This window comes from Dyadobacter sp. (assembly GCF_051859145.1).
Lineage (GTDB): Bacteria > Bacteroidota > Bacteroidia > Cytophagales > Spirosomataceae > Dyadobacter.
Map to the genome: position 1 here is coordinate 52105 of NZ_JBHYGF010000001.1, position 21162 is coordinate 73266.

The 21162-nt window shown below is 38.8% G+C and carries 22 protein-coding genes; 5 read left to right on the forward strand and 17 right to left on the reverse strand.

Features of this window, described 5'->3' with window-relative positions; genetic code table 11:
- Positions 1 to 1007 precede the first annotated feature (1007 nt).
- The 4 genes from ACTIE6_RS00270 to ACTIE6_RS00285 are packed head-to-tail and all read left to right on the forward strand — an operon-like array spanning position 1008 to position 2623.
- On the forward strand, positions 1008 to 1394 hold the full coding sequence (locus ACTIE6_RS00270) for an ArsR/SmtB family transcription factor (protein WP_139012235.1): 387 nt from the start codon (positions 1008 to 1010) through the stop codon (positions 1392 to 1394).
- Entirely contained in the window at positions 1391 to 1978 is a 588-nt protein-coding gene (gene merTP / locus ACTIE6_RS00275) for a mercuric transport protein MerTP (RefSeq protein WP_139012236.1), read from the forward strand. The genes ACTIE6_RS00270 and merTP overlap by 4 nt, the downstream gene beginning before the upstream one ends.
- A 6-nt stretch (positions 1979 to 1984) precedes the next feature.
- A complete protein-coding gene (locus tag ACTIE6_RS00280) occupies positions 1985 to 2194 on the forward strand; it encodes a GDCCVxC domain-containing (seleno)protein (protein WP_139012237.1) in 210 nt (69 codons plus the stop codon).
- A 24-nt stretch (positions 2195 to 2218) separates the two neighbouring features.
- Positions 2219 to 2623, forward strand: a complete 405-nt coding sequence (locus ACTIE6_RS00285) for a bleomycin resistance protein (RefSeq protein WP_439554721.1) — start codon at positions 2219 to 2221, stop codon at positions 2621 to 2623.
- 37 nt (positions 2624 to 2660) lie between these two features.
- On the opposite strand, the gene ACTIE6_RS00290 is transcribed toward ACTIE6_RS00285, so the two are convergent.
- Entirely contained in the window at positions 2661 to 3275 is a 615-nt protein-coding gene (locus ACTIE6_RS00290; RefSeq protein WP_139012239.1) for a recombinase family protein, read from the reverse strand.
- A gap of 119 nt (positions 3276 to 3394) precedes the next feature.
- Here ACTIE6_RS00290 and ACTIE6_RS00295 point away from each other — a divergent pair, with 119 nt between their 5' ends.
- A complete protein-coding gene (locus tag ACTIE6_RS00295) occupies positions 3395 to 6382 on the forward strand; it encodes a Tn3 family transposase (protein ID WP_439554722.1) in 2988 nt (995 codons plus the stop codon).
- A gap of 598 nt (positions 6383 to 6980) precedes the next feature.
- Here ACTIE6_RS00295 and ACTIE6_RS00300 read toward each other — a convergent pair.
- The 16 genes from ACTIE6_RS00300 to ACTIE6_RS00375 form a co-directional block, all read right to left on the reverse strand.
- Positions 6981 to 7475 (reverse strand): hypothetical protein, encoded by a 495-nt coding sequence (locus tag ACTIE6_RS00300; RefSeq protein WP_439554723.1) that lies wholly within the window; start codon positions 7473 to 7475, stop codon positions 6981 to 6983.
- Positions 7476 to 7495: 20 nt separating this feature from the next.
- Positions 7496 to 8068: a conjugal transfer protein TraO gene (locus tag ACTIE6_RS00305; protein ID WP_439554724.1), complete on the reverse strand. Its 573-nt coding sequence runs from the start codon at positions 8066 to 8068 to the stop codon at positions 7496 to 7498.
- A gap of 2 nt (positions 8069 to 8070) precedes the next feature.
- Complete coding sequence (traN, locus tag ACTIE6_RS00310) at positions 8071 to 9063, reverse strand: conjugative transposon protein TraN (RefSeq protein ID WP_139011947.1); 993 nt, start codon at positions 9061 to 9063, stop codon at positions 8071 to 8073.
- A 39-nt stretch (positions 9064 to 9102) separates the two neighbouring features.
- Positions 9103 to 10539 (reverse strand): conjugative transposon protein TraM, encoded by a 1437-nt coding sequence (gene traM, locus ACTIE6_RS00315; protein WP_439554725.1) that lies wholly within the window; start codon positions 10537 to 10539, stop codon positions 9103 to 9105.
- 281 nt (positions 10540 to 10820) lie between these two features.
- Positions 10821 to 11447, reverse strand: coding sequence for a conjugative transposon protein TraK (gene traK, locus ACTIE6_RS00320; protein ID WP_138484432.1), 627 nt, complete (start codon positions 11445 to 11447; stop codon positions 10821 to 10823).
- A 229-nt stretch (positions 11448 to 11676) separates the two neighbouring features.
- Positions 11677 to 12894, reverse strand: coding sequence for a type IV secretion system protein (locus ACTIE6_RS00325; protein WP_439554726.1), 1218 nt, complete (start codon positions 12892 to 12894; stop codon positions 11677 to 11679).
- Positions 12895 to 12929: 35 nt separating this feature from the next.
- A complete protein-coding gene (locus ACTIE6_RS00330; RefSeq protein WP_439554727.1) occupies positions 12930 to 14111 on the reverse strand; it encodes a hypothetical protein in 1182 nt (393 codons plus the stop codon).
- Between the two features lie 30 nt (positions 14112 to 14141).
- A complete protein-coding gene (locus ACTIE6_RS00335) occupies positions 14142 to 16670 on the reverse strand; it encodes a TraG family conjugative transposon ATPase (RefSeq protein ID WP_439554728.1) in 2529 nt (842 codons plus the stop codon).
- 2 nt (positions 16671 to 16672) lie between these two features.
- A complete protein-coding gene (locus ACTIE6_RS00340) occupies positions 16673 to 17002 on the reverse strand; it encodes a DUF4133 domain-containing protein (RefSeq protein ID WP_138484440.1) in 330 nt (109 codons plus the stop codon).
- A gap of 92 nt (positions 17003 to 17094) precedes the next feature.
- The gene (locus ACTIE6_RS00345) at positions 17095 to 17526 is read right to left on the reverse strand and encodes a DUF4134 family protein (RefSeq protein WP_439554729.1); all 432 of its coding nucleotides are present in this window, start codon (positions 17524 to 17526) and stop codon (positions 17095 to 17097) included.
- A gap of 8 nt (positions 17527 to 17534) precedes the next feature.
- Positions 17535 to 17885, reverse strand: coding sequence for a DUF4134 family protein (locus ACTIE6_RS00350; RefSeq protein WP_439554730.1), 351 nt, complete (start codon positions 17883 to 17885; stop codon positions 17535 to 17537).
- 91 nt (positions 17886 to 17976) lie between these two features.
- Positions 17977 to 18303 carry a DUF4134 family protein gene (locus tag ACTIE6_RS00355; RefSeq protein ID WP_439554731.1) on the reverse strand — a complete coding sequence of 109 codons (327 nt, stop codon included), beginning with the start codon at positions 18301 to 18303 and terminating at the stop codon, positions 17977 to 17979.
- A gap of 243 nt (positions 18304 to 18546) precedes the next feature.
- Positions 18547 to 19329 (reverse strand): hypothetical protein, encoded by a 783-nt coding sequence (locus ACTIE6_RS00360; RefSeq protein WP_439554732.1) that lies wholly within the window; start codon positions 19327 to 19329, stop codon positions 18547 to 18549.
- A 97-nt stretch (positions 19330 to 19426) separates the two neighbouring features.
- The gene (locus tag ACTIE6_RS00365) at positions 19427 to 19972 is read right to left on the reverse strand and encodes a hypothetical protein (RefSeq protein WP_439554733.1); all 546 of its coding nucleotides are present in this window, start codon (positions 19970 to 19972) and stop codon (positions 19427 to 19429) included.
- The gene (locus ACTIE6_RS00370) at positions 19972 to 20685 is read right to left on the reverse strand and encodes a hypothetical protein (protein ID WP_138484450.1); all 714 of its coding nucleotides are present in this window, start codon (positions 20683 to 20685) and stop codon (positions 19972 to 19974) included. Before ACTIE6_RS00370 ends, ACTIE6_RS00365 begins: the two co-directional genes overlap by 1 nt.
- A 29-nt stretch (positions 20686 to 20714) precedes the next feature.
- Positions 20715 to 21122 (reverse strand): hypothetical protein, encoded by a 408-nt coding sequence (locus tag ACTIE6_RS00375; protein ID WP_138484452.1) that lies wholly within the window; start codon positions 21120 to 21122, stop codon positions 20715 to 20717.
- Positions 21123 to 21162 lie beyond the last annotated feature (40 nt).

The window sequence follows — 21162 nt, forward strand, 5'->3', positions numbered from 1 at the left end:
TATTATATACCATTATAAAAATTATAAAAAGAAAGAAGAAAAGCGGTATTCGCTTTCGCTCATGATTTAATTATTTGAACAAATGGGAAAAAGAAATGTGAAACTTTTTGAACTAATAACATAGTTAGTTGATTTTTTTTCAGCAGCAAGACTTACCAAAGGAATATATTTTTTAAAAAGACTAAAATACACTAATACAATATATTGTATATTACATTTTATTGTATTATATTTAATTGAATTTTAAAACTTGTATCATGGAAAGGAAAATAGACGCCGGAGGCCGATGCATTTTTGTTTTAAGTTGGATATCAGCCGGATTTTTAAGTTGCATGTGGATCAGTTTGCTAATACTGGATCTGTCTTACAATCCTATGTTGTTTTTAAAGGCTCATATTGTCGCTCTGGTGACATTTGCAATCAAATATGATATAGATTTCAACCTTAAACACGTAAAGCCCGGTGCAGCCGATAAAATAGGCTGTAAATATTAAGATGATAATTGAGATCTCTGACTTTTAGAAATTTTTAATGCTAAGCAGATTTCAATAAAATATTTTTCTAAAGCATGATCCTTCTGTACGCAAATCTTAGCGTCATGTTTGGAGGGGTTTTAGACGGAAATGCAGTGTATAGGTTGTCCGAAATACTACATGTAAGCTTTTAAGAAGATGATGTCCATTGCTCCTAAGCGAGCACCGGCTCCTGATGTGATCCATATTAACCACAATGTCAGAAGAAGAATGGGTTGTCCGAAATACTACATGTAACCCGTTTTATAAGATGCTAACCTTTGATCCTGAGGTTTTCGTTACAAATGGGCGAAAACATACGCTAAGAAACTAAGTTACTAGTTTATACCGCTGCCATTTAACATCTGAGCTTTACAGTCAATCCGTTATTATCTACAATTGTCAGCCGATTTTTGGGATCTTCAATATTTCAGAAAAATCATATTTAAGCAAATACTTAAATATGATTATATTTGTCTAAAATCATAGGCAAATATGGAAAAAGAGTTAGATCAAGCCAATAGCTGTATCCGTTTGTTCGCTGATCAGGTGCAGATCCAGGTATGTAAGGAAATATTATTTGAAAATGAAGACGCTTTTACCCGATTATCTCAGGTCTATGCACTTGCTGGAAATGATGCCCGCCTAAAAATACTTTATCTTCTCCAGCAGCAGAATGAGCTTTGTCCTTGCGATTTAAGCGATATTTTGCATATGACGGTTCCGGCTGTTTCTCAGCATCTTCGTAAATTAAAAGATGCCAGCTTAGTACGTACCCGAAAATCCGGACAAACCATCTTTTATTCGATCATACCTGATCAGGCAGATGTCATTAACCAATTATTTATGCATATTCCCAATCAAGAAAGTATAGCAGTATGAAAGCACCCAAAGTTACCGCTAATGCCGGTATTCTTACTGCATTGGCAAGTTCTGTTTGTTGTATCACACCGTTACTGGCCATGGTGGCCGGGACAAGCAGCCTGGCAACAACTTTTGATTGGATTGTGCCTGCTCGTCCTTATTTTATTGTTGGTACTGTATTGATTTTAGGTTTTGCCTGGTATCAGCAGTTAAAACCAGTTTCCGAAGCCTCATGTAATTGCGAACCTGAAAACAAACCATTTATGCAAACCAAAAAGTTTTTAAGCATGGTAACCCTTGCAGCAGTATTACTCATTACTTTCCCGAGTTATTCTGGACTAGTCTATCATCAGAAACAGGAAGTAAAACAACCCATTTCCAAGAAAGGGCAAACAGCCATTATAAAAATTAAAGGGATGACCTGTGAAGGGTGTGAACATCATGTCACACAGGAAGTCAATAAGTTAAAAGGCATACAGCAGGTTCAGGTGTCGTACAAAAAAGGCAATGCAACCGTTAAGTATGACAGTACAAAAACATCACTGGCAGCAATTAAAAAAGCAGTCGATGCTACCGGATATAAAGTCGTTGAAACAAACTAGGCAGTTATGAATGTAATATTAGAATCTGTAATTTCCTGCCCGCACTGCAATACCAAATACGCTGAAACGATGCCGGTTAATGCATGTATGTACTTTTACGAGTGCACAAATTGCAAGACATTGCTAAGGCCAGCTGCGGGTGATTGCTGTGTATTTTGCACCTATGGAACGGTGAAGTGCCCACCGATACAAATGAACAAGTCATGCTGTGCCTAACAATATAATATCAATGCCATGAAAATGATGAAAACAATTCCGGCCCTTCCTGTTCAAAATATTGAAGAGTCCGTAAAATTTTATTCTGAAAAATTGGGTTTCACGGCACCATATTATGACGACGGCTTTGCCAAGGTAGTCCGCGATGAAATTGAGATCCATTTATGGGCATCTTCGGATGAGAGCTGGAAGAACAAGGGCTTAGCCTTGGTTGCAGATCCAATCTGCAGTGGGGCCGAGAGCTTTCTGGCAGGCACGGCCAGTTGCCGGATTGAAGTCCAAGGTATTGATGAGTTGTACGACGAATATAAAAAGCAAGGCGTTATATATGACGCCGAAACTGTTGTGGAAGAGCAACCATGGGGAGACCGGGAATTTCCAGCACTTGACCTCCATCGTAATCTGTTAACTTTTTATGAGGAGATTTAGAAAAACCCACGCCAACATTGAGCTTAAAGTAACGGGATCAAACTGTATCTTTTGATCTTGATAGGTAGTTGTAAACAGTTCCATAGGCTATCCCTAGCTGTTTAGAAATCTTGTTCATTGATAACCCTGACTTTTGTAATTCAAAAATTTCATTTTGCCGATCTATTGATATAGTCGGCCGCGAAATACGTTTTCCTTGTGCTTTTGCCCTAGCCATACCCGCTTTTACCCTTTGACTGATCAGCGAACTTTCGAATTGAGCCAGGGAAGCCATCACATGAAATATCAGCTCACCGGTTGGTGTGGTGGTGTCAATATTTTCCTGATAGGATATAAAGTCGATACCCATGCTTTGAAATTCTTTCATTGCATTAACCAGTGCCTGGGTAGAACGTGCAAACCGATCATACCGCCAAACCAAAACTACATCCAGTTTTCTCTTTTTGGCCGCGGCCATCATTAATTTATACTGGATCCTGTCCTGGGTTGTTCCGGATGCATAGTCTATAAATTCCCCAATGACATCAAAGTTACGCTTGGATGCGTATTCTCTTAACTGGGTTAACTGAGTTTCCGGATCCTGTCCTTTATCCTGGGTGGATACCCTTGCATATAGTGCTACCCGTTTGGTTTGAATTACCTGGTTTTTCATTTAATTGCCTATCAAAAAGGAGTTCCTTTACAAAGATAGTTTTTGATATCAAAAAACAAGCTTTAAACCTATTTCAAGCGTGGTAGATTTTGATACCCTTTTTGATAACTGTTTTTCATATGGCATCACTATTTTTAAACCAGGCGCAGCGTGAACGCTACGAGCGGGTACCCATGGAAATATCTGAATATGATTTGATGCAATTTTTTCAGATTTCGCATCATGATAAAATTTTTCTTAAATCATTCAGAGGGGAACATAACCGGCTAGCGATTGCCCTTCAAACAGGTATTGTCCGCTTCATGGGTTTTCTTCCCGACAAATGGCAAGTACAGATTCCGGCAAATGTAGCTGCAATGGTATGTGATCATCTAAATATCAATATTGAACGATTAGCACTATACGGAAACAGGGATGCAACCAGAACAGAACACTTGAATCTGGTACTAAGATATTTAAAGTTCCGCAGATGGCAACCCATGGATGAACTCTGGCTAGCGCCATGGCTTTTAAACAAAGGTATGGAGCATGATAATGAAGCCATATTGCTCGAACAAGTTTGTTTAAAGCTTGGACAGGAAAGAATTTTGAGACCATCGATTGGAACATTGGAACGAATTGTAGGGAGTCTGGATGAACAGCTGCACCAGGAAACATACCGCAGGTTCAGTTTGCTTTTGACCGAAGATATGAAATCCAGGCTGACTCAAATTTTAGAATTGGATATTCTCCGTGGTATTACTTTGCATCGATGGCTTTGCCAGGTACCTACCAGTAATACCCCAAGATCAATCAATCAAACGCTGGAGAAGATAAACTTTTTGAAATCATTTAACGTCCATGAATGGGACTTGTCGGTCATAAGCCTAAACCGGAGAAAAAGATTAACACAAATAGCCAGGAATGTTTCAAACAAGTATTTACAAAGATTGAACGCTACCAGAAGGTACCCGATTTTAATCTGTTTTCTGTATGAAAGCCTGATGGATACAAATGATAAAGTGCTGGAAATGTTTGATGATTATTGGGAGCACATTGTTAATGGCTCAAAAAAGGAACTGGATATCTACCAGCAGTCCTTGTTCAAATCGCAGAACGAAGCAATGAAAACTTTGTCCCAGGCAGTCAGCATCATTGTTAACGATACTGTTACAGACGACCAGTTACGGAGTTTAATTTTTGAGATATATCCAAAGGAAGTTCTCATGGAGGCATTACTTGTTACAAGGTCCGCACTACGTCCCATCAGGCAGACCCATTTATACTACCTCAATAATTATTATGGCAATTTGAAACAGTTTACACCGAACCTTCTCAAAACCTTTGATTTTCAAATTGCACATTCGAAAGATGGTTTTCAGAAAGTTATCGAGATACTAACTGATTTACAATCTGGAAAGAAAAGGAAATTACCTGATGACACACCGGTCGATTTTATAACGCCTTCCTGGAATAAACTGGTTTTTGAAAACGATCAGCAGCAGCCCGAAATTTTCCCACAACGCCAGCCTTACGAATTATGTGCCTTGGCTAACTTACGTGACCGGCTCCGTTCCGGGGATGTATTTATAAATATTTCCCGAAAATATGCTGACTTCAATTCGCTGCTTCTTTCAAAAACTCAATGGGAATTGCTACGGAAGGATTTTTGTAGTCAAATGTCAATGCCTTCTCTACCCACCGAGCGTATTGATCAGCGTTTACATGAACTGGAATCACTGTTAAAACCACTTGATGAACTGCTTAATGCCGGCGGAGAAATACGGCTTGAAGAAGGTGTATTGGTAGTGCCAGCACTTCCGGCAGAAAATATTCCCCTTTCAGCAAAAGCCCTTAGAGAGCAGATTAATCAGCGGCTCCCGAAAGTCAATATTACTGATATCATAAAAGAAGTAGATGCATGGATAAACTTTTCAGAACATCTTCACGGCCTGGAAAACGAACCGCGCAACCCGGAGCACCAGTCCCTTTTATACGCTGCTGTGTTTGCTGCGGGTTGTAATTTACCCTTATCGGATCTAGCCAGGTCTTGTGAACTTGACTATCAATCACTTTGGTGGACAAGCAATAACTATCTGTCAGAAGAAAATCTTAAAAAGGCAAATGATACTCTTGTTAATTTTCATTACCAGCAATGGCTAAGCGGTTATTGGGGAGGGGGTACACTTTCATCTTCAGACGGACAGCGCTTCCCGACCAGTGGAAAAATCCGTAATGCGAAAGCACTACCCAATTACTTTGGATACGGTAAAGGCATTACCTTTTATACGCATACTTCTGATCAGTATAGCCAGTATGGCAGCCGTAGCATCTCTTCAACTGAAAGGGATGCCACATATGTCTTGGATGAAATTATTGGAAATGAAACCGATTTGCCCATTCTCGAACATACCACTGATACAGCTGGTTATTCAGATTTGATCTTTGCCTTGTTTGATTTGCTAGGAATGGATTTTTGCCCAAGGATCCGGGACATAAAAGATCAGAGGTTGTGTAAAATAAAGGATAAGGAATGGGAATATCCTGCATTGAAATTTACCGGACGTGTTAATCCGGAATATTTAAAACAACATTTTGACGAACTTTTAAAAGTCGCTGCCTCTATTAAATCGGGACGAGTGACTGCTTCATTATTGATTTCAAAACTCCAGTCTTATCCACGTCAAAACAACTTGATGTATGTTTTGCAAGCTTACGGCCAGCTGATTAAAACCAACTTTATCCTCAAATACCTGCTTAACCTGCCTTTACGCAGAAAGATAAATACACAGCTGATCAAAGGAGAACAGCTTCATAACCTAAGGCTTTACCTGTGGTTTGGCAGTGATGGGATTGTCCGCAGAAAACAAGAAGAGCAACAACAAAAAATTGTCAGGAGCCTGAATCTGATAACGAATATTATCCTGGTCTGGAACACAGTGTATCAGCAGGAAATTATCAAGCAATTACACCAGGAAGGATATGTTGTTGACGAAAATGACTTTGAGTTTATCTCCCCTGCACCCTTTGAGCATATCAACCGATTGGGCAAATATTCCTTTAATACAAATCCAGAGCTTGGAGACAACGGTTTACGACCATTAAGAAAGCCGAAACTAAGTAACTAGTTACTTAGCGTATGTTTTCGCCCATTTGTAACGAAAACCTCATCCTTAGCGAGAAACGTTTCATTGTTTTTACTTGAAAAATTTTAATCTGGTTATTGATCCGGCCAGCTGTTTCATTTTAATTTATCACCTATACTAATTTTAGGACGGTTGTCGCAAATACTACATTTAATTCATTTTCAAAGTCTGATTTCTGGCGGATTTTGGAAGGTTGATACATGATGATTGCCGTGATATAGCTGTTTATTGAGGTAAAACTTCATTTTTTTGCAGCACTTGGTTCGAAGCCCTGCAATGGGATACCCGTTGTCGGGAATACTACATGTAACCTTTCTTAAAAGCCTAAGCTTTTGCTAATCAACTTCCCTAGCTCCCGGCCTGATCAGTGAATCAACGCCTAAGAAAATTCTTATCCTGGTCAAAGATCTTGTCAATTTTGCTTAGGTTTTCAGCTGGCCACACCTGGTGCCGGCGCAAAAAACACTAGCAAATTAAGTAGGGTATGGGAAATGATAAAGTGCCCCAAACCTGACAGGGTATTGGGGCGCGAAAAATTAAACCTCTTAAAATTTAACATTCGTAAGTCAAAATTAAGTCTTTATTTGACTATAAAAAAGGTCTTTTTAAAGGTCTTTGACTTCTTTGCATCGTCAGTACAGGTAATGCTTACTGATGTCTGCCCAAGGGTTATGGGAATGAATCGAATATATAATTTGTCTTTGGCAAAATTCGATGTTGTCACGTTGAGCCAGTCATTCGCTCTTATTTCTTGCGACCGGTACACCAAGCTAGCGTCAGTACCTTCATCGACTTGATAGGTTATTTTATAATTTACATTTTTGCTGAAAGTAAGCTGTTTTAAGTACAGTTCAAGGAAGGTAACTCTACTTTTGCTAATTGTGTCAGTTGGTATTACGACATAGCTTGTATCCCGGCCCAGTTTCGCATCCATTGCCCGAAAAGAAAAGTTGTATTCAGGAAAGCCTGGCGTTGCACCGTAATCTTCCATAGGCGTTAGGCTTAACTGTCCTTCGCATCCTGTCAGTATCGCTATTCCGAAGAATATTGCGAACATATATTTTAAATTTTTCATAGCTATAATTATTGTTTACACTATCTATTGAAACGGTAACCGATTCCCAGCTGGGTGTGGAATATCTTTGTGCTTGACTTAGGGAGCCAGCGCTGTTTTGCCTGGATTGTGAAGTGTTCTATTTCAATTTCTATTCCGACCATTCCACCAATCAGAAATTTATTCTTGTTGTTTATGTGGTAATTACCGGCTACGCTAACATTGTTATTAACACTTTCATAACCAGCAAGTAACTGTGGAATGGCATTGAGATAAAAGACTCTTCTTTTGCTTTTGATAAGCTTGAAGCCATGTCCAAATTGAACACTGTAATGACGTACCGGGATTGTTCCTGTATTAAGTCCATCAGGGCTGAACACATACGTCTTCTGCAAGTAGTCTAAGTTCCACCTCCAAGAATTTTCAAATTTGTTGTATCTACCTGTGCCAAGTGATACCCAAAAACCTGAGTTGTCATTTTTAAGGTTATGATCAATGCCATCAACAGTACCAGCTGCAATGTCAAAGAATCTACTGCCTTTAACATGTACCTGAGAAAAAGCATAAGTAACCGAAAGGCACAAAAATAATATTGTGAGTTTTATCAATTTCATGATCATAGATTTTTTACCTGAAGTAATGTCTGATTGTCCAACTGGAACTTTACATGGCGGCCACCGGCTTTTTCATAGACTTCAATTTCTAGTATTTTACCATCCGCGAGTGTGTAATAGGGGAATGAGATCACTTTATCAATGTCTGAGTAGCCGTTTAGCTGGTCAGGAGTAATTGGATAAGACATTAAAGTTTTAATTTCTTCCTCTTGTACAGCCATTCTCTTGACGTAGTTTTTATCTCTGACAAACACCTTGATAAAATCAATTTTATAAGGCATATAGCTTTTGTTCCGGAGTTGAAGCTTCATGAACAGGACATTATTATTGTCTAGGTATAAACCCTTTACGAGAGCTTCAAAATTGTCCTTTTTGGCCCCCACATGCCGGATGAAATTCTTCTTATCTACAACTTTTTGAGAGGAAGCCTTCAATGCTTCTTCTACATAATTGCCTTCCGCAAGTACATAAGTGTTTGGAGAACTATTCGAACCAGCACCTATTCCTAATGCCTTCGTTGCTTCATAATCAGCGATTATATTGTTTGAAATGTTAATGTTGAACACCGCTGGGTTTTCATTGTAACGCACTAAAAAACTGTAAAGTCCTCCATCCTCTGTTAGAACAGTCATATTTGTTTCTTCCACAAAGCCCTTTACATCACTTTTAACACGAAGAACATTGAGCACAGCTTCCGGAACAGTAGCAATTACAACGTCACTTCCGGCATCGAAATCTTTTATTTTACTAGGAAACACTATGTGAGTGGTCTTGTTAAATGATAGCTCGACAGGGTAGCTCCCTCTTACCGATGCTTTTGCAATCGGCAAGATGAAAGGGTGGGGGTCAATTACTATTGGTTTTAAGTTACTCTTTTTTGATAAACTGTTTGGTATCAGTGAATCTAGTGAATCGCTCACTATCTGCGCATTATCCTGAGCAATTACGCTTTTACTTAAAACTAGCATGAGTACAATTGAAAGTATTTTTTTCATGACTATTGATTTCTATTTTGCTAAATTTTTGATGTTTTTTTATTCAATGATCTCAGAATCAGTTTCTTCTTCTGTCTCAGATTCTTCGTTATTTTTACCCGCTCTTAACAGAATCTGGTAGTTGGGTCTTACCTGAGCCTTTGGCTGCTGCATCTTTCTTTGAAGCACATTTCTACCTGTTTGCATCACCATATTAACGCCCTGACTGGCGAGCTGACCTCCAACTTGTTGTGCGACCGACCCGCCCATTACATATGAAGGAGACATCATCTGCGTCGAGCTTTGTGCAAGTGAGTTATTTACTTGTTGCTTAATTCTCATATCAGGAACGTACAAACCCTTGCGGCCATCCAAATCATAAGCTACAAGGCTTACATTGTAGATGAAGTTATTCACTCTAATTGTGCTAACGGATATATCTATACGATCTCCGGTAATTCGGGCAATTCCGTATACCAAAGTATTTTGTGGCAGGATTAGTGGTTCTCCTTCTATCATAATTTGGGTTTCATCCTGCATCCGGATAGAAACTGATGAACCATTTGTTACTGTAATCCCATCTCCGTCACCATGTACTACGGCCCGGATAGATCCTTTAACTTTTGATGGTCGATTGTTTTTCACCTTACTGCCGTTCAATCCGTAAAATCCATTCCCACCTTCTCTCCCATTTGTTCCGATTGAAGAAGTGTTAACTTCTACGCTATATTCATCACTGCTTTGAGAATTCTGTCCTTTATTTCTTCGAGGAGAATAATTTCTTGGAACTGCGTTTTGGGAAACATTCATAGGCCGCTGCACCGGCTGGTTTTGTTGGTTCATTTGCTTATCTAGCATGGCCAGCAGTTTGTCATTTGCTTTAAGTCGTTGTTCTTCTTCTCTGATCGCTCGTGCCTTCTCAGCTCTTTCTTCTCGCTCAGCAGCAGGATTATTATACATATTGTTAACTGTCCGGTTAACATCTCGATTGTAGGCATTTTGCTGCGCGATACTGCTTTGTCTCACCTTGTTTTTTCTTTGCTGGCTGGTCAATTTCATATCCTCTGAACTCAAAGTGCCAGTCCCTTTATTTGCTGCCCCAATTGATTTTGCAAAATTTTCGACATCACTTTTGGTATTCGGTTCCAATCCACTAACGTTATTATTATCACCTGCCATCATGCGGGAATTGATGTTCGCATTGTCATCTAGCGTTATTCCCAGGCCAGAAACCGGCTGCATATCTCCCGGTAAACTGGCTGCTGCATCATACTTCTGGTCTTTCTTCAACTCTTTAACTTTTGCATCCGGTATGGCCAGATCCAGACCTACTTCTTTGTTTACTTCTTGTTTAGGGCCTCCAATCCATCCTTGCTGGTTGCCGACAATACCTATTCCAACTAGAAAAGGAAGGGGTAGGAGTATCATGAATAAGTGCTTCGATGGCTTCGAAAGAGCCTTAGCTTTTTCAGCCTTTATTTCGGTAGTTGCTGCCATTTTAGTGTTTGATTATTACTGATAAAATAGAATATAAGAAGTAGCAGAAGGAGGTAACCCACAAGAAAATGACAATTCCACTTGTCGTTTTTTTTCCAATTATGTCCTGCCAAGAATTTAGCTTGTTTCCTGTTATCTGGAATTGGGCATCTATCTTTTCACGGATAGTCGAACCTAACTGATAACCAGATAGTTGTTTCTCGTCTGCCGGTTTTTTATCTTTTCTTTTAAAATTGTTGAGAATCATTGTTCAACCAGGGTTAATTTTTGAAGACATTTTTTTACCTGACAGCTCCCACATTTTCTTCCTTAGGATCACTTCTGTGAGTAATTGTAAAGTTTCTTAAAAGGAAACCTTGGGGATTCACCTCTGATCGTGTAACGTCAACCAAGGTTGCTTCTGAGGCCAATATGCGGGTACTTCTATTGGTTGCTCGTTCTTGGGTTATTTTAAAAATTGTCCTTACCGTGTAAGGATATTTTTTCAAGTCTACATCGACGCTTTCAACTGTAACTTTCTGATTTGTATTTGATTGAATCAACTTTTGATAAAATTGATCTTCCTTTAATCTGTCAAACGTTCGCTTTGCAGATTCGTCTGCTAGAAAGGAAGCTTTAACAAAATTCGCTTCAATTGACCTTGCGTCAGGCGGACAAGTGAAAAACAGCTCGTGAAAGCGAGTTACATGGAATTTTGCTTCTGCAGGTCGGTTTTCTAATACATTTGCGCTAAACGCTTCTAGTGCAACACCTCTGTTAATCACATATATCCGATTACTTGAATCATGAACTTGTTTAAAAGCGAGCACTACCGAAACAATGCAAATTAATATGCAACCAACGATCACTGTAATTACCAGTAGTCTGTTCCGTTGATGCCCCTTCTCCATATTTAATAGCTCATTCATTTTTTTATTTTTTTGATGTTTGGAATGATGATCTCAGTTCTATTTTTTGTCTCGTCGTACACCTGTATAGTGACACCTCGGTTATGCACATAGAACACTGCTGTTTCGTCTGCATAATATTTGTAGCACCAGGCTAAACATCCGATAGTCAAGGTGAAAGCAAGAATTGTAATAATTATCGCTTCCAGTTGCACTCGGAGATACGATTGGTATAATGATGGTTTTTTCATTAGCTAACTGTTGCTGTTTTTGGTGCTGGCTTGGCCGAAAAAGATCCGGATCTTCCTGATGGATAGCCGCCACCATTTTGGCTACCACTATCATTATTTTTTGATCCCATTATATTACCCATACCGCGTGATGCTCCTGCTTGCTGTACAACTGATCCCATTGGTCCAGCTCCACCCATACTAGCAGCACCCATTGAACCACCGCCCATTCTCATACCTCCGAACCGTTTTGCAGCCATACCACCAGCAGCAGCTTTTCCCGTAAGTCCCTGAATCATCCCGGATGATCCACCGACAACCATTATCATGTTTGTAATGGATGGTATTTGTGTGTAGAGTACTAAAAGGATAATAAGGACTCCGGTATAAACTAACCCAAAGGCAAATGGATCTTGTCCTGGAAGCGTGGAAGACATATCACCAGAAATCATCATTTCATCCAGAAACCCCATGTTTAGAGTGACAGCGATATTTTGATATATTCCAGCCACCATCGGCAAAAGGGCATAGTTAATGTATTTGCCAAACCATTCAATTACGTTGTTGGATAAACCATCGAAAATGGCAAAAGCAATGGCTAATGGAGCAATAACTCTTAGTATTATACGATATATTGCTGAGATCAAATACAGGATTATGTATGCAATATCTCCCAGTAATGCGAGTATGGCTTGTGTGAAGTCATATAAAGCTGATTTGAAATCATCTGCCATTTTTCCAGTTGCAATATTAAAAGCCTTGCTGACTGATTTAAACATATCGTCTTCTGGCTCCCCAAATTCCATGTTATATGCATCTTCATTTTCTTCTATTTGCTGCCACTTCTTTTTAACAGCTTGTTCCCTTTTTTTCTGTAATTCAGCAACTCTTTGCTTAACTGACTCACTGTCCGCTTGCGCAGCAACAGCAACTTTCTTAAACGTTGCATCTATTAGATTAGTAATCTCTGGAATCAAGCCTATTAAGATCATTAAGGCAAAGGGCCTGAGTAGGGGGATAAAATTGATTCCTTCGTTTCTTACAATCTGACCGGATATTTTTGAACCAATGTAAAATAGGCCAGCGATTCCGGCAATTCCCCTGGATGCGGCCATTAGCTCAGTACCAATAGCACTACCATAAGTATTGTCAGCTACCTGCTTCGTATACATTAAATCTATTACTCTCAATAGATCGGCGCTGCCGAAACTGTCAGCTAGTAGCATAAATGTGCTCATATGATCAATGTTAATTGTGTATGTTAGAGAAGGGGCTATTCTTTCTCTTTAATTTTTGTCGTGGACTGCCCTTTATATTTCTCTGCAATCGCGGCTTCGGCTGCGGTCATTTTCTCGTTCATTTCTTTTGTGTACTGATCTCTGAGCGGAGCTACCGTTTCCTGCACAAGCATGTTGCGCTGCATATCAATTCCTTTCTCGTAAGCTTCCCAAAGTGGCCCGCATATTTCTTCCATTTGGTATTCCCAATCTGCCATAGCTTTCTTGAAATCATCTTTCCCTTTGTCTTCATATTGAGTAGTTACCGTTACTCCGGACGTTGAATCATAATGCATGGTCGTCCCGAAAAATGTACCGTTTCCAGTTGGAGTAGGAACCATTGGACAGGCTCCCTCTCTCATTTTTATTGCATAGAAGCCGTTCTCAGTTGTTTTTGGTATTCGCATGTTTGCAAGTGATTGAGCCTCTAATTCGGCAATTTGAAGTTTATTATTAAACTCCTGATAAAGTTGCTGTTGAATCATGGCAGCCTCCTGAGCCATCTTTTTTTCAATGTCAAAATCGACTTCTTCATTATCATATTCGTTTCCGAATGTATAACCTGGGAACTCATCAACACCGGAAAAGCCACTTCCACCTTCTCCTGATACATTACTGGCAATCTTGTAAAGACGGGCAGTGGCACTTTTATCGTCCATACCGAATGCCCTTCGTTGTGAGATATAGTTTATCTTTCCGACGTATGACTTAATTTCCGAATTCAAGTTGCGCAGTCTTTCGGAAGCTTTGTTCACTCCCTCAAGTCTTGAACCATCATCCATCGTAGAGTTTTTCTGTTGCACCACTTCGGCCAAATCCTTAGTGATATTTGCTACTTCCTTAGAAAAACTTGTAAAGTCTTTCGATATCACGCTATATTCTGATGATAATATGTGCTTATCAGCAGCAAGCGCAGCTCCATAGTTATTGATCAGCTTTAACGTAGTCGTCGCTTCCTGAGCCAAGCTTACACCCCTTCCAACTTGACGTATGAACTTACTGATTTGAACCAATTTCTTCACATTACCTACCAATTGTACAAAGCTGGGTTCTTGGAAGAACTTGATAATGGTTGTAATTACAGTGTGGATAGGATCGTTCGTAATCATTTGTGAATACGCACCGCCCGATAAAGAGAAAAATAGTAATGCTGCAAAAACGTGTTTTTTAAGTTTCATGATTGCTATGATTTAAAGTGGAATTGACTTTTAGTTGTTGCTTGTTGCTAATTGCTTACGTGGCCGTTCTCCACCTGCCCAAGCAGTTGTAGCTCTGGTCATATCATTATGATAAACCTCTTTGGCAAGTCTATGTATTTCTTCCACTTCATCTTTTCTAGTAGTAAAGGCAGCATACGCGGTTGGGCTTACTTCAATACCATACACTTTGGCGTAGTCCTTTAAAAGGATACACACTTCTCTGTAAGGTGGCCTTTTATGATCAATGGATCTGTTGACAGATTGTACAATGGAAGCCTGTTTTTCACTTAATCCGAGTAAGCCTTCAATCTCTTTAAATCTGTTTTCGTAATTTTTCTGATCTAAAAGGATTTTAATATCAGAGTTATTGATAATTGCATCTTTTACAACTTCACTACCGATAAGATCATCAAGTTCCTGGGTAACAACTATCAAGGAACCATCATGCTTTCTAACTGTTTTAGATGCCCAACGCAGGAAGTTTGCAAATTTTTCTTTCGTCAAAGCTTTCCAGGCTTCTTCAATAATTAGAGCCTTAATTGTTCCCTTTACGTTGAATAACTTACGTACATAAGTATTCATAATCATGATTGTTGTCACCGGAAACAATACAGGATGGTCTTTAATGTTGTCCAACTCGTAGATCACAAAAGGGAGATCCATCAAATCAATGTTCTTCCTGGAATTGAGCAGGAAACCGTATTGCCCATCATCATAGTATGGCTTCAATACGTAAAGGAAATTTTTTAAGTCAAACTCGACATCTTCTCTGCCGCCGTTTTTATGGAATACTGCGGGAAACTCAACTTTTGTATAGTCGTAAAAAGTATCGAAACAAGGATAGTACTTCTCTCCAGATAATCTTTTAACTCTTAGGAACACATAATATGAGTGAACAATATCTCTGATAGTTGTTAGTTCAGCATTTGTTACTCGCTCATTATCTGTTTTCCAAAGGCTTAATAGCAATTCAGACAGAGCGTCTTCATCTTCCTCTGATGGATTGAGTGTTTTAAAGAAGAATGGATTAAAGGCGATTGGATCATCTTGTGAATAGGTGATATATCTACCACCCATTGTTTCACATAATTTTTTGTAACTGTGCCCAACATCTACAATACTTACATGCATTTTGGCTGTAAGCATGTAATAGACCATGTTATTTGTGAAAAAGGATTTTCCTGATCCGGATGGACCCACAATAAATGTATTTCTATTAGCGATCGCACCTTTCTTCAAAGGGGCATCATACAGATCAACCATTAATGGATAGCCAAACCTATCTGTCATTCGTATCCCGGAGGGAGAATATCCAGCGTCATTGTAGTTTGTTTCCATCGCCAGTAAACTAACGGCTTCGTCAACAAATGATGTTAGCAAATTGTCTATTCCGATTTCTGCAATGTTACCCGGTATGCAACTCCAATATATTGTAGATATGTCGTGTCTAGCTTGTCGTGGGGTGAACCCCAAGTTTGCAATAGAAGAAGCCGTAGTTGATTTATATGCTTCCGCAGTTTCTCTGTCATTTGCCCAAATCATGACATTAAAATGCGCCTTTACAGGAACCCTTCCATTTTTTTCCATTTCTAGAAGAAAATCATCTTTGTATGCCATTGATACCTGATTCCCTTTTTCCCACTCAGAAAAGGAGTTGTGTCTTTTAATTTCCTTCACAAGGTTTTTGTTGATACTCCCACGATCTTCAATCATTATTACTTGATTGAAGATATGATTGTAGGGCATTCCAATACCTAAGACTGCACCAGTGCTTACTGGTATTTGGTATCTATCAGAGGAATACGGCTCGTAGGTTATAGAATTGGTTACAGCTGGTGGAAAGTCATTCAATTCGGATATTACGTACATGTATACCCATTTGTTACCAATTTTTAACGAGCCATCTTTTGATGTTTCCGTTTCTAATAAACTTCTGTCTTCATAGCTTAGGCTGCGGTAGTTATCAAGCAGTCCGGTTTCTTTTTCAGTACCTAAAATTTCTGATGGTGATAATCTCCGAGCCTTAATTTTACCAGATCCATTCAGAAGATATTCGAATTGTGCGCATGAATCCATGAAAGCATCCCATGTGCTTTGCTGTAACATTTCTTTTGGGACAAGATGCCTTTTTAACAAAGATGAGTTCTTGCTCGATCTTGTTTTTGCATCCATTGAGGGCCGGGTTACATATATGTAACATTTATGTATTACGTGAGGTCTTTCACCAAAATGCTTTTCGTTTGCATGAGCAAGGTAGTTTCCGTTTTTAATGGTTGGATTGTTAAAGTCAGCAGTATATTCAGCTTCAACATACCAGTCTTGCTTATGAACAATATATCCGACAGGGAGTGTTTTAATCGCATTAACGTATGCGTCAGAAAGAATATCAATTTCACCATCCGAAGCTGTAAATACTTCCGGATGTGTTAGCTCAAATGCAAGGGTAATGTCAGCATTAGCTGATACCATAACATCTGTGTGTGAGTCTATTGCGAGAATTGGGAAGATACTTTCTTCCTCCTTGATTTTCATTGACATAACTAATTTCTTTTAACTGCTCTAAGTTTTACGACATTACGCGCGGCTTTTCGTCTTACTATAAACTTGGGTTGCATGGTAACAACAGGCAACTTGCTAAACCCCCATTTTCCATGAGATTTGTTGTAGTGCTGGGGTACAAAAAAAGAGGTAGCTAAACCGCCAACAAGAAAGACAATGCTGATAATGATCGGCAGTCCAACAATATGGAAAAACAAAGTCAGCATGATCGTTATAACAGCTCCAATTGCTGCATAATAGAAGAACTGTCCTTTGAGACCTTTGAACTCGATCTCGTTGTCGATTCCTCGATAAATGGTATATTTTTTCATGGCTAATAGATGGTTATGTTAAAGTGACACACTGTCACTTAATACCTTTGGTGTTGATTTCGAAATTATTGAGTTAAGTAACAGATTGTCACCTAATTGAGTATGCTGTCAATGATCCATCCCATCATAAATAGGAACATCAATGAGCCAAACCATTTGAGTCCGTAGTCATAAACATCATCATCTCCGTCCCGAACCTTCCTATATATACGGATAAGACCGATAATTGAAAATAGAATTCCTAAGTATAGAGCAGCTTGATGAGCTTCCGCTCCGTAGCTTATTGCTACTAAGTGTGGGGCAGTACCTGAACTTGCCCACCCAGCGCTATCAGTATAAATGAAAGCTTCCACAGCATATACAAGTGCAGATGCTCCCACCAGTCCCGCTCCCCATCTAATTATTGGACCTTCAAACTCTTCTCCCTTTTGCATATTTTGGAAAATGCGCAGCCCTGCTATTAATCCGGCAACAGCAATAATAGTCAGTGCTATAATTTTTGCCATTACCCATGCACCACTCATTGACATAGCTATTCATTTATAAAGTTTTGAACATTCGAATCACCCGACATGGCTTTTTGTTGTGAAGCAATTCTTTGCAACAATGTTCCTACAAGGAGTACTGCGATGATTGCACCAACCCATCTAAACCCATATCCTTTAATATCATCATCGCCATTCATCCACTTCGAATAGATCTTAAAGCCGCCAAGCAAACCCATAAATCCGCAGATTACGTAAACAAATGTTGTGAAGAGCTGTAAATTATCTGATATAGGGTTTGTTACGTATCTGTCAATTATTGACCCATCAATAGCACCTTCTCCTGTTCCAACGTAATGTTGCATTTGAACTAAAATTTGGCCCAGCATACTTTTCATAACTTTGATGGTTTATAATTTGTAAGGTTAAGAATGCCAAATGGCTATTAACCATTTGGCATGTAATTGTTCTGTTAGTTACTTTACTTTCTTAGGTGAAGAATACTGCCTGCAATACAGCTGCGATTGCAAGAATGAATAAAACAGCACCAACCCAGCCAATTGCATGTTTTTGTACATCTTGATCTCCATTTTGCCATTTAGAGTAAATGCGGAAACCTCCAAACAAACCTACCAAGGCGGCAATTACATAGATCAGAGTTGTCACCGGCTCAAAGTATGCCTGCAAATCAGTTGTTGCTTGCTGAATTGCAGCAGCTCCGGCCTGAATACCTGCATTACCCTGGGCTAAAACACTACCCATTCCAACCAAAACCATTGCTGATGCAGCAGTCACCTTTTTAAAAATCTGTTTCATAAATCTGTTTTTGAATTGTTAAAAAATATATAAAATGAACTGTTAAAATGCTTGTTTGACTTTTAGGACACGGTTTTTTTGAACTGTTTATACCCCCAGCACCCTATTAAAATTCCAATGGTGGAGAAGACACAATAGAAAAATGTTTCTTCAATTGTGACAAGAGATAGGGAGCCTTTGAATCCAACATAAAAGATCAATAGTGCTCCAAGGAGTACACCAAGGGCTAATTCGAAGTTTAGTTTATGCAGCTTGTTCATATTGAAATTGGGGGAATAAATTAAAAACGACTCGTTCGCGAGAGGTAAGAAGTTTGCTAACGATAAGCTCTATACGATTACCTGTGTCAGCTTCGAGTTTGTTGACCGTATCATTGACTTGAATGCATTCCTGGGTTAGAGCTATTCTTATTTCTTCACTTTCGTGCATCTGAATTTTTAATGAACTATGAAGAATCAAATCCTCTGATGACATTTCTCCAATGAATTTTTCTTCAATGCTGATAGGCTGAGATTCATCTTCATCATCTTCGTTATGGATCACAGCATCAAAACCATCGCCTTCATCTTCCTCTGAATTATCGGTTACGCCAATATTTTCTTCCCCACCTTGTTCTTTGCCTTCTTCTAAATTATTTTTAGATCCATTAGGAAGCTGTTGATCCGTTAAGAGCTTTTTTTTTTCGTAATCTTCAATATCTACAATCGTCTCAGAGGTTTGCTGTTCAGGTAGTTCGGCAGGCTGGTTCCCTCCTATCCTTGCATTTTCATCAAACATGAATCCTTCATTGTTCTCTTCATGACCTCCATTCTTTGCCATTTCAATGTTCCTACGGTCAGCTTCTGAGATGGAGCCTCCCCTACCGCTTTTTAGTGAATTGAATGACTCAGCCGTCGGTTTCTCGCTTAACTTGTTCTGATTCTTAGATAGCAGCCCATTTAATGAAGTATAGGCAAATACATATCCGATGAACAATACAAAACACAGGATTATGTAAATCGAATTACTGATAATGATAGCTAGCATAGTTTGTGAGGTAAAAATATTAAATTGATATTTTATCAAAGGTATCAAATATAAAATCTATAATTTATATTTAATGGCAAATTTTTTTTATTATAACTTACTTAAATGAAAGTGGAATTAAGATTTTTGATGCTTCCTTGTTCATAGCCCTATCAGGATCTTGAACATATGTATTACCAAGTAAAAGTTTCGTTGTAGCAGGTTTTATTTCCAAGAAGAGACCTCGTTTATTTTCCACGACGCGACCATTTTTAATGAGGTGCTCAAAGGCTACTACATTTGGATAGCGGTCTAACACACTACTGGCTTGCCTATACTCAGACGTTGTTGATTCTCTTGTATGATGTAATAATACACTTAATAACAAGGCAATTGCGGCTACCCAAGTCCATGCGAATTTGCCCAGCCCATACAGAAACGCAATCTTACTTTGATTTGTAAGAAAGGGTTTATATAAGTCTTTAATGGATTCAATATCGTTGTTAATCTTCTCAAGGGTCATGTCTCTTTCGACTAATGAGCTTTTTTTTATCTCTTGAACCTCATTCAGGAGCATTGCAGTAGTAGGGTCTATGGATTCACCATATTTTTGAAGATAGTACCCCTGTATTCTTTTGATTTCGTCTTTGGAGATACTTTCCATTAGATATTGATTTCAGAGATTAACCGATCCATCTGCGTTTTAATCATGTATCCGGACTTCTTAATCCCTTCGCTGCCAAGTCCATCCTTAATGTTTGTGCCAACTTTTGTGTCAAACACGCTTCCAGAAAGAATATTCCCAAATCTTTGAATTTCAAACTGCAACACCTTGGAAGCTTCTTCCAGGTCCTGTATCTGGTTTGAATAATTCAAAAATGTATTTTCGTTTACCCATGCAACAATCTTGAACTCTGTTCCAATTACTTTAACAATCTGCTTTAAATAGTCTGTGCATGCTGCATATGCAGTCCCACCAGCTATGATTACATGGAAAATAAATTCACTTTCTAAATAATCAGCAAATCCCTTTAAATCATTTTCTTGGATATCTCTTGAAAAGAGTGCGGGGAGCTGTTCCGACTCTGGTGCGCCGAAGTCAAGGATAAATTTAGTGTAAGGCAAGGTTGCTGTTTCTTCGATACTTCCAAACAGTAAGTCTCTCGCAATACGTTGTTGTGCATCTAACAGATGGATAGATCCTATTCTCCTTTCTTCCCAGAGGAATTTCAATTGGTTGGTACTGGTTTTTGTAGAGCCATCCACATCAAGGAAAAGTGTCTCCTTAATTTCTTCATGTTTAATTCCGATTAGGTAAGTAAAGAATGATTTTCCTACTCCTCCTTTTGATTGGATAATAAAGTTGAACTGTTTCATTTTCTCTGATAAAAATTGGTTATTAATTATTAGAATCTTAAACCCGATACTCGAACTTCTTTTTCCGATTCACTAGGTTCGATGGGTTTCCAGTTTTTGAGATATTCCATTTTTTTGTCGAACTCTTTGGAGTTCTCGGCTTGGTCTGGCTCTTTAGTCACTCTTGATATTGTCAATTCATCGGCACTTTTATCCCCTTCGATTCTTTTAAATTGATTTTGTATCAATTTTTTCTCGCGAATTTTTCTGATCGTGTTTACGCTAACTTTTACTCCTATGTCGACACTGATTATTTCAGCAGCAGAAATTATAGATCCGTGACAGATGATATCACCATAAACTTCTACAAATAATTTATAGAGATCTTTTCTCTGACCATTCAAGATCATATTTCGTAAATGGCTCTTCTTAATTGAGTCTAACTCTTGTGCATTCATAAACCATAAATTTATTTATCAAATATTAAATTTATAATTT

Bases quoted from the DNA above. Each gene is read 5' to 3' on its own strand.
- ACTIE6_RS00270 (WP_139012235.1), top strand. From the start codon at position 1,008: ATGGAAAAAGAGTTAGATCAAGCCAATAGCTGTATCCGTTTGTTCGCT.
- merTP (WP_139012236.1), top strand. From the start codon at position 1,391: ATGAAAGCACCCAAAGTTACCGCTAATGCCGGTATTCTTACTGCATTG.
- ACTIE6_RS00280 (WP_139012237.1), top strand. From the start codon at position 1,985: ATGAATGTAATATTAGAATCTGTAATTTCCTGCCCGCACTGCAATACC.
- ACTIE6_RS00285 (WP_439554721.1), top strand. From the start codon at position 2,219: ATGATGAAAACAATTCCGGCCCTTCCTGTTCAAAATATTGAAGAGTCC.
- ACTIE6_RS00290 (WP_139012239.1), bottom strand. From the start codon at position 3,275: ATGAAAAACCAGGTAATTCAAACCAAACGGGTAGCACTATATGCAAGG.
- ACTIE6_RS00295 (WP_439554722.1), top strand. From the start codon at position 3,395: ATGGCATCACTATTTTTAAACCAGGCGCAGCGTGAACGCTACGAGCGG.
- ACTIE6_RS00300 (WP_439554723.1), bottom strand. From the start codon at position 7,475: ATGAAAAATTTAAAATATATGTTCGCAATATTCTTCGGAATAGCGATA.
- ACTIE6_RS00305 (WP_439554724.1), bottom strand. From the start codon at position 8,068: ATGAAATTGATAAAACTCACAATATTATTTTTGTGCCTTTCGGTTACT.
- traN (WP_139011947.1), bottom strand. From the start codon at position 9,063: ATGAAAAAAATACTTTCAATTGTACTCATGCTAGTTTTAAGTAAAAGC.
- traM (WP_439554725.1), bottom strand. From the start codon at position 10,539: ATGGCAGCAACTACCGAAATAAAGGCTGAAAAAGCTAAGGCTCTTTCG.
- traK (WP_138484432.1), bottom strand. From the start codon at position 11,447: ATGAATGAGCTATTAAATATGGAGAAGGGGCATCAACGGAACAGACTA.
- ACTIE6_RS00325 (WP_439554726.1), bottom strand. From the start codon at position 12,894: ATGAGCACATTTATGCTACTAGCTGACAGTTTCGGCAGCGCCGATCTA.
- ACTIE6_RS00330 (WP_439554727.1), bottom strand. From the start codon at position 14,111: ATGAAACTTAAAAAACACGTTTTTGCAGCATTACTATTTTTCTCTTTA.
- ACTIE6_RS00335 (WP_439554728.1), bottom strand. From the start codon at position 16,670: ATGTCAATGAAAATCAAGGAGGAAGAAAGTATCTTCCCAATTCTCGCA.
- ACTIE6_RS00340 (WP_138484440.1), bottom strand. From the start codon at position 17,002: ATGAAAAAATATACCATTTATCGAGGAATCGACAACGAGATCGAGTTC.
- ACTIE6_RS00345 (WP_439554729.1), bottom strand. From the start codon at position 17,526: ATGAGTGGTGCATGGGTAATGGCAAAAATTATAGCACTGACTATTATT.
- ACTIE6_RS00350 (WP_439554730.1), bottom strand. From the start codon at position 17,885: ATGAAAAGTATGCTGGGCCAAATTTTAGTTCAAATGCAACATTACGTT.
- ACTIE6_RS00355 (WP_439554731.1), bottom strand. From the start codon at position 18,303: ATGAAACAGATTTTTAAAAAGGTGACTGCTGCATCAGCAATGGTTTTG.
- ACTIE6_RS00360 (WP_439554732.1), bottom strand. From the start codon at position 19,329: ATGCTAGCTATCATTATCAGTAATTCGATTTACATAATCCTGTGTTTT.
- ACTIE6_RS00365 (WP_439554733.1), bottom strand. From the start codon at position 19,972: ATGGAAAGTATCTCCAAAGACGAAATCAAAAGAATACAGGGGTACTAT.
- ACTIE6_RS00370 (WP_138484450.1), bottom strand. From the start codon at position 20,685: ATGAAACAGTTCAACTTTATTATCCAATCAAAAGGAGGAGTAGGAAAA.
- ACTIE6_RS00375 (WP_138484452.1), bottom strand. From the start codon at position 21,122: ATGAATGCACAAGAGTTAGACTCAATTAAGAAGAGCCATTTACGAAAT.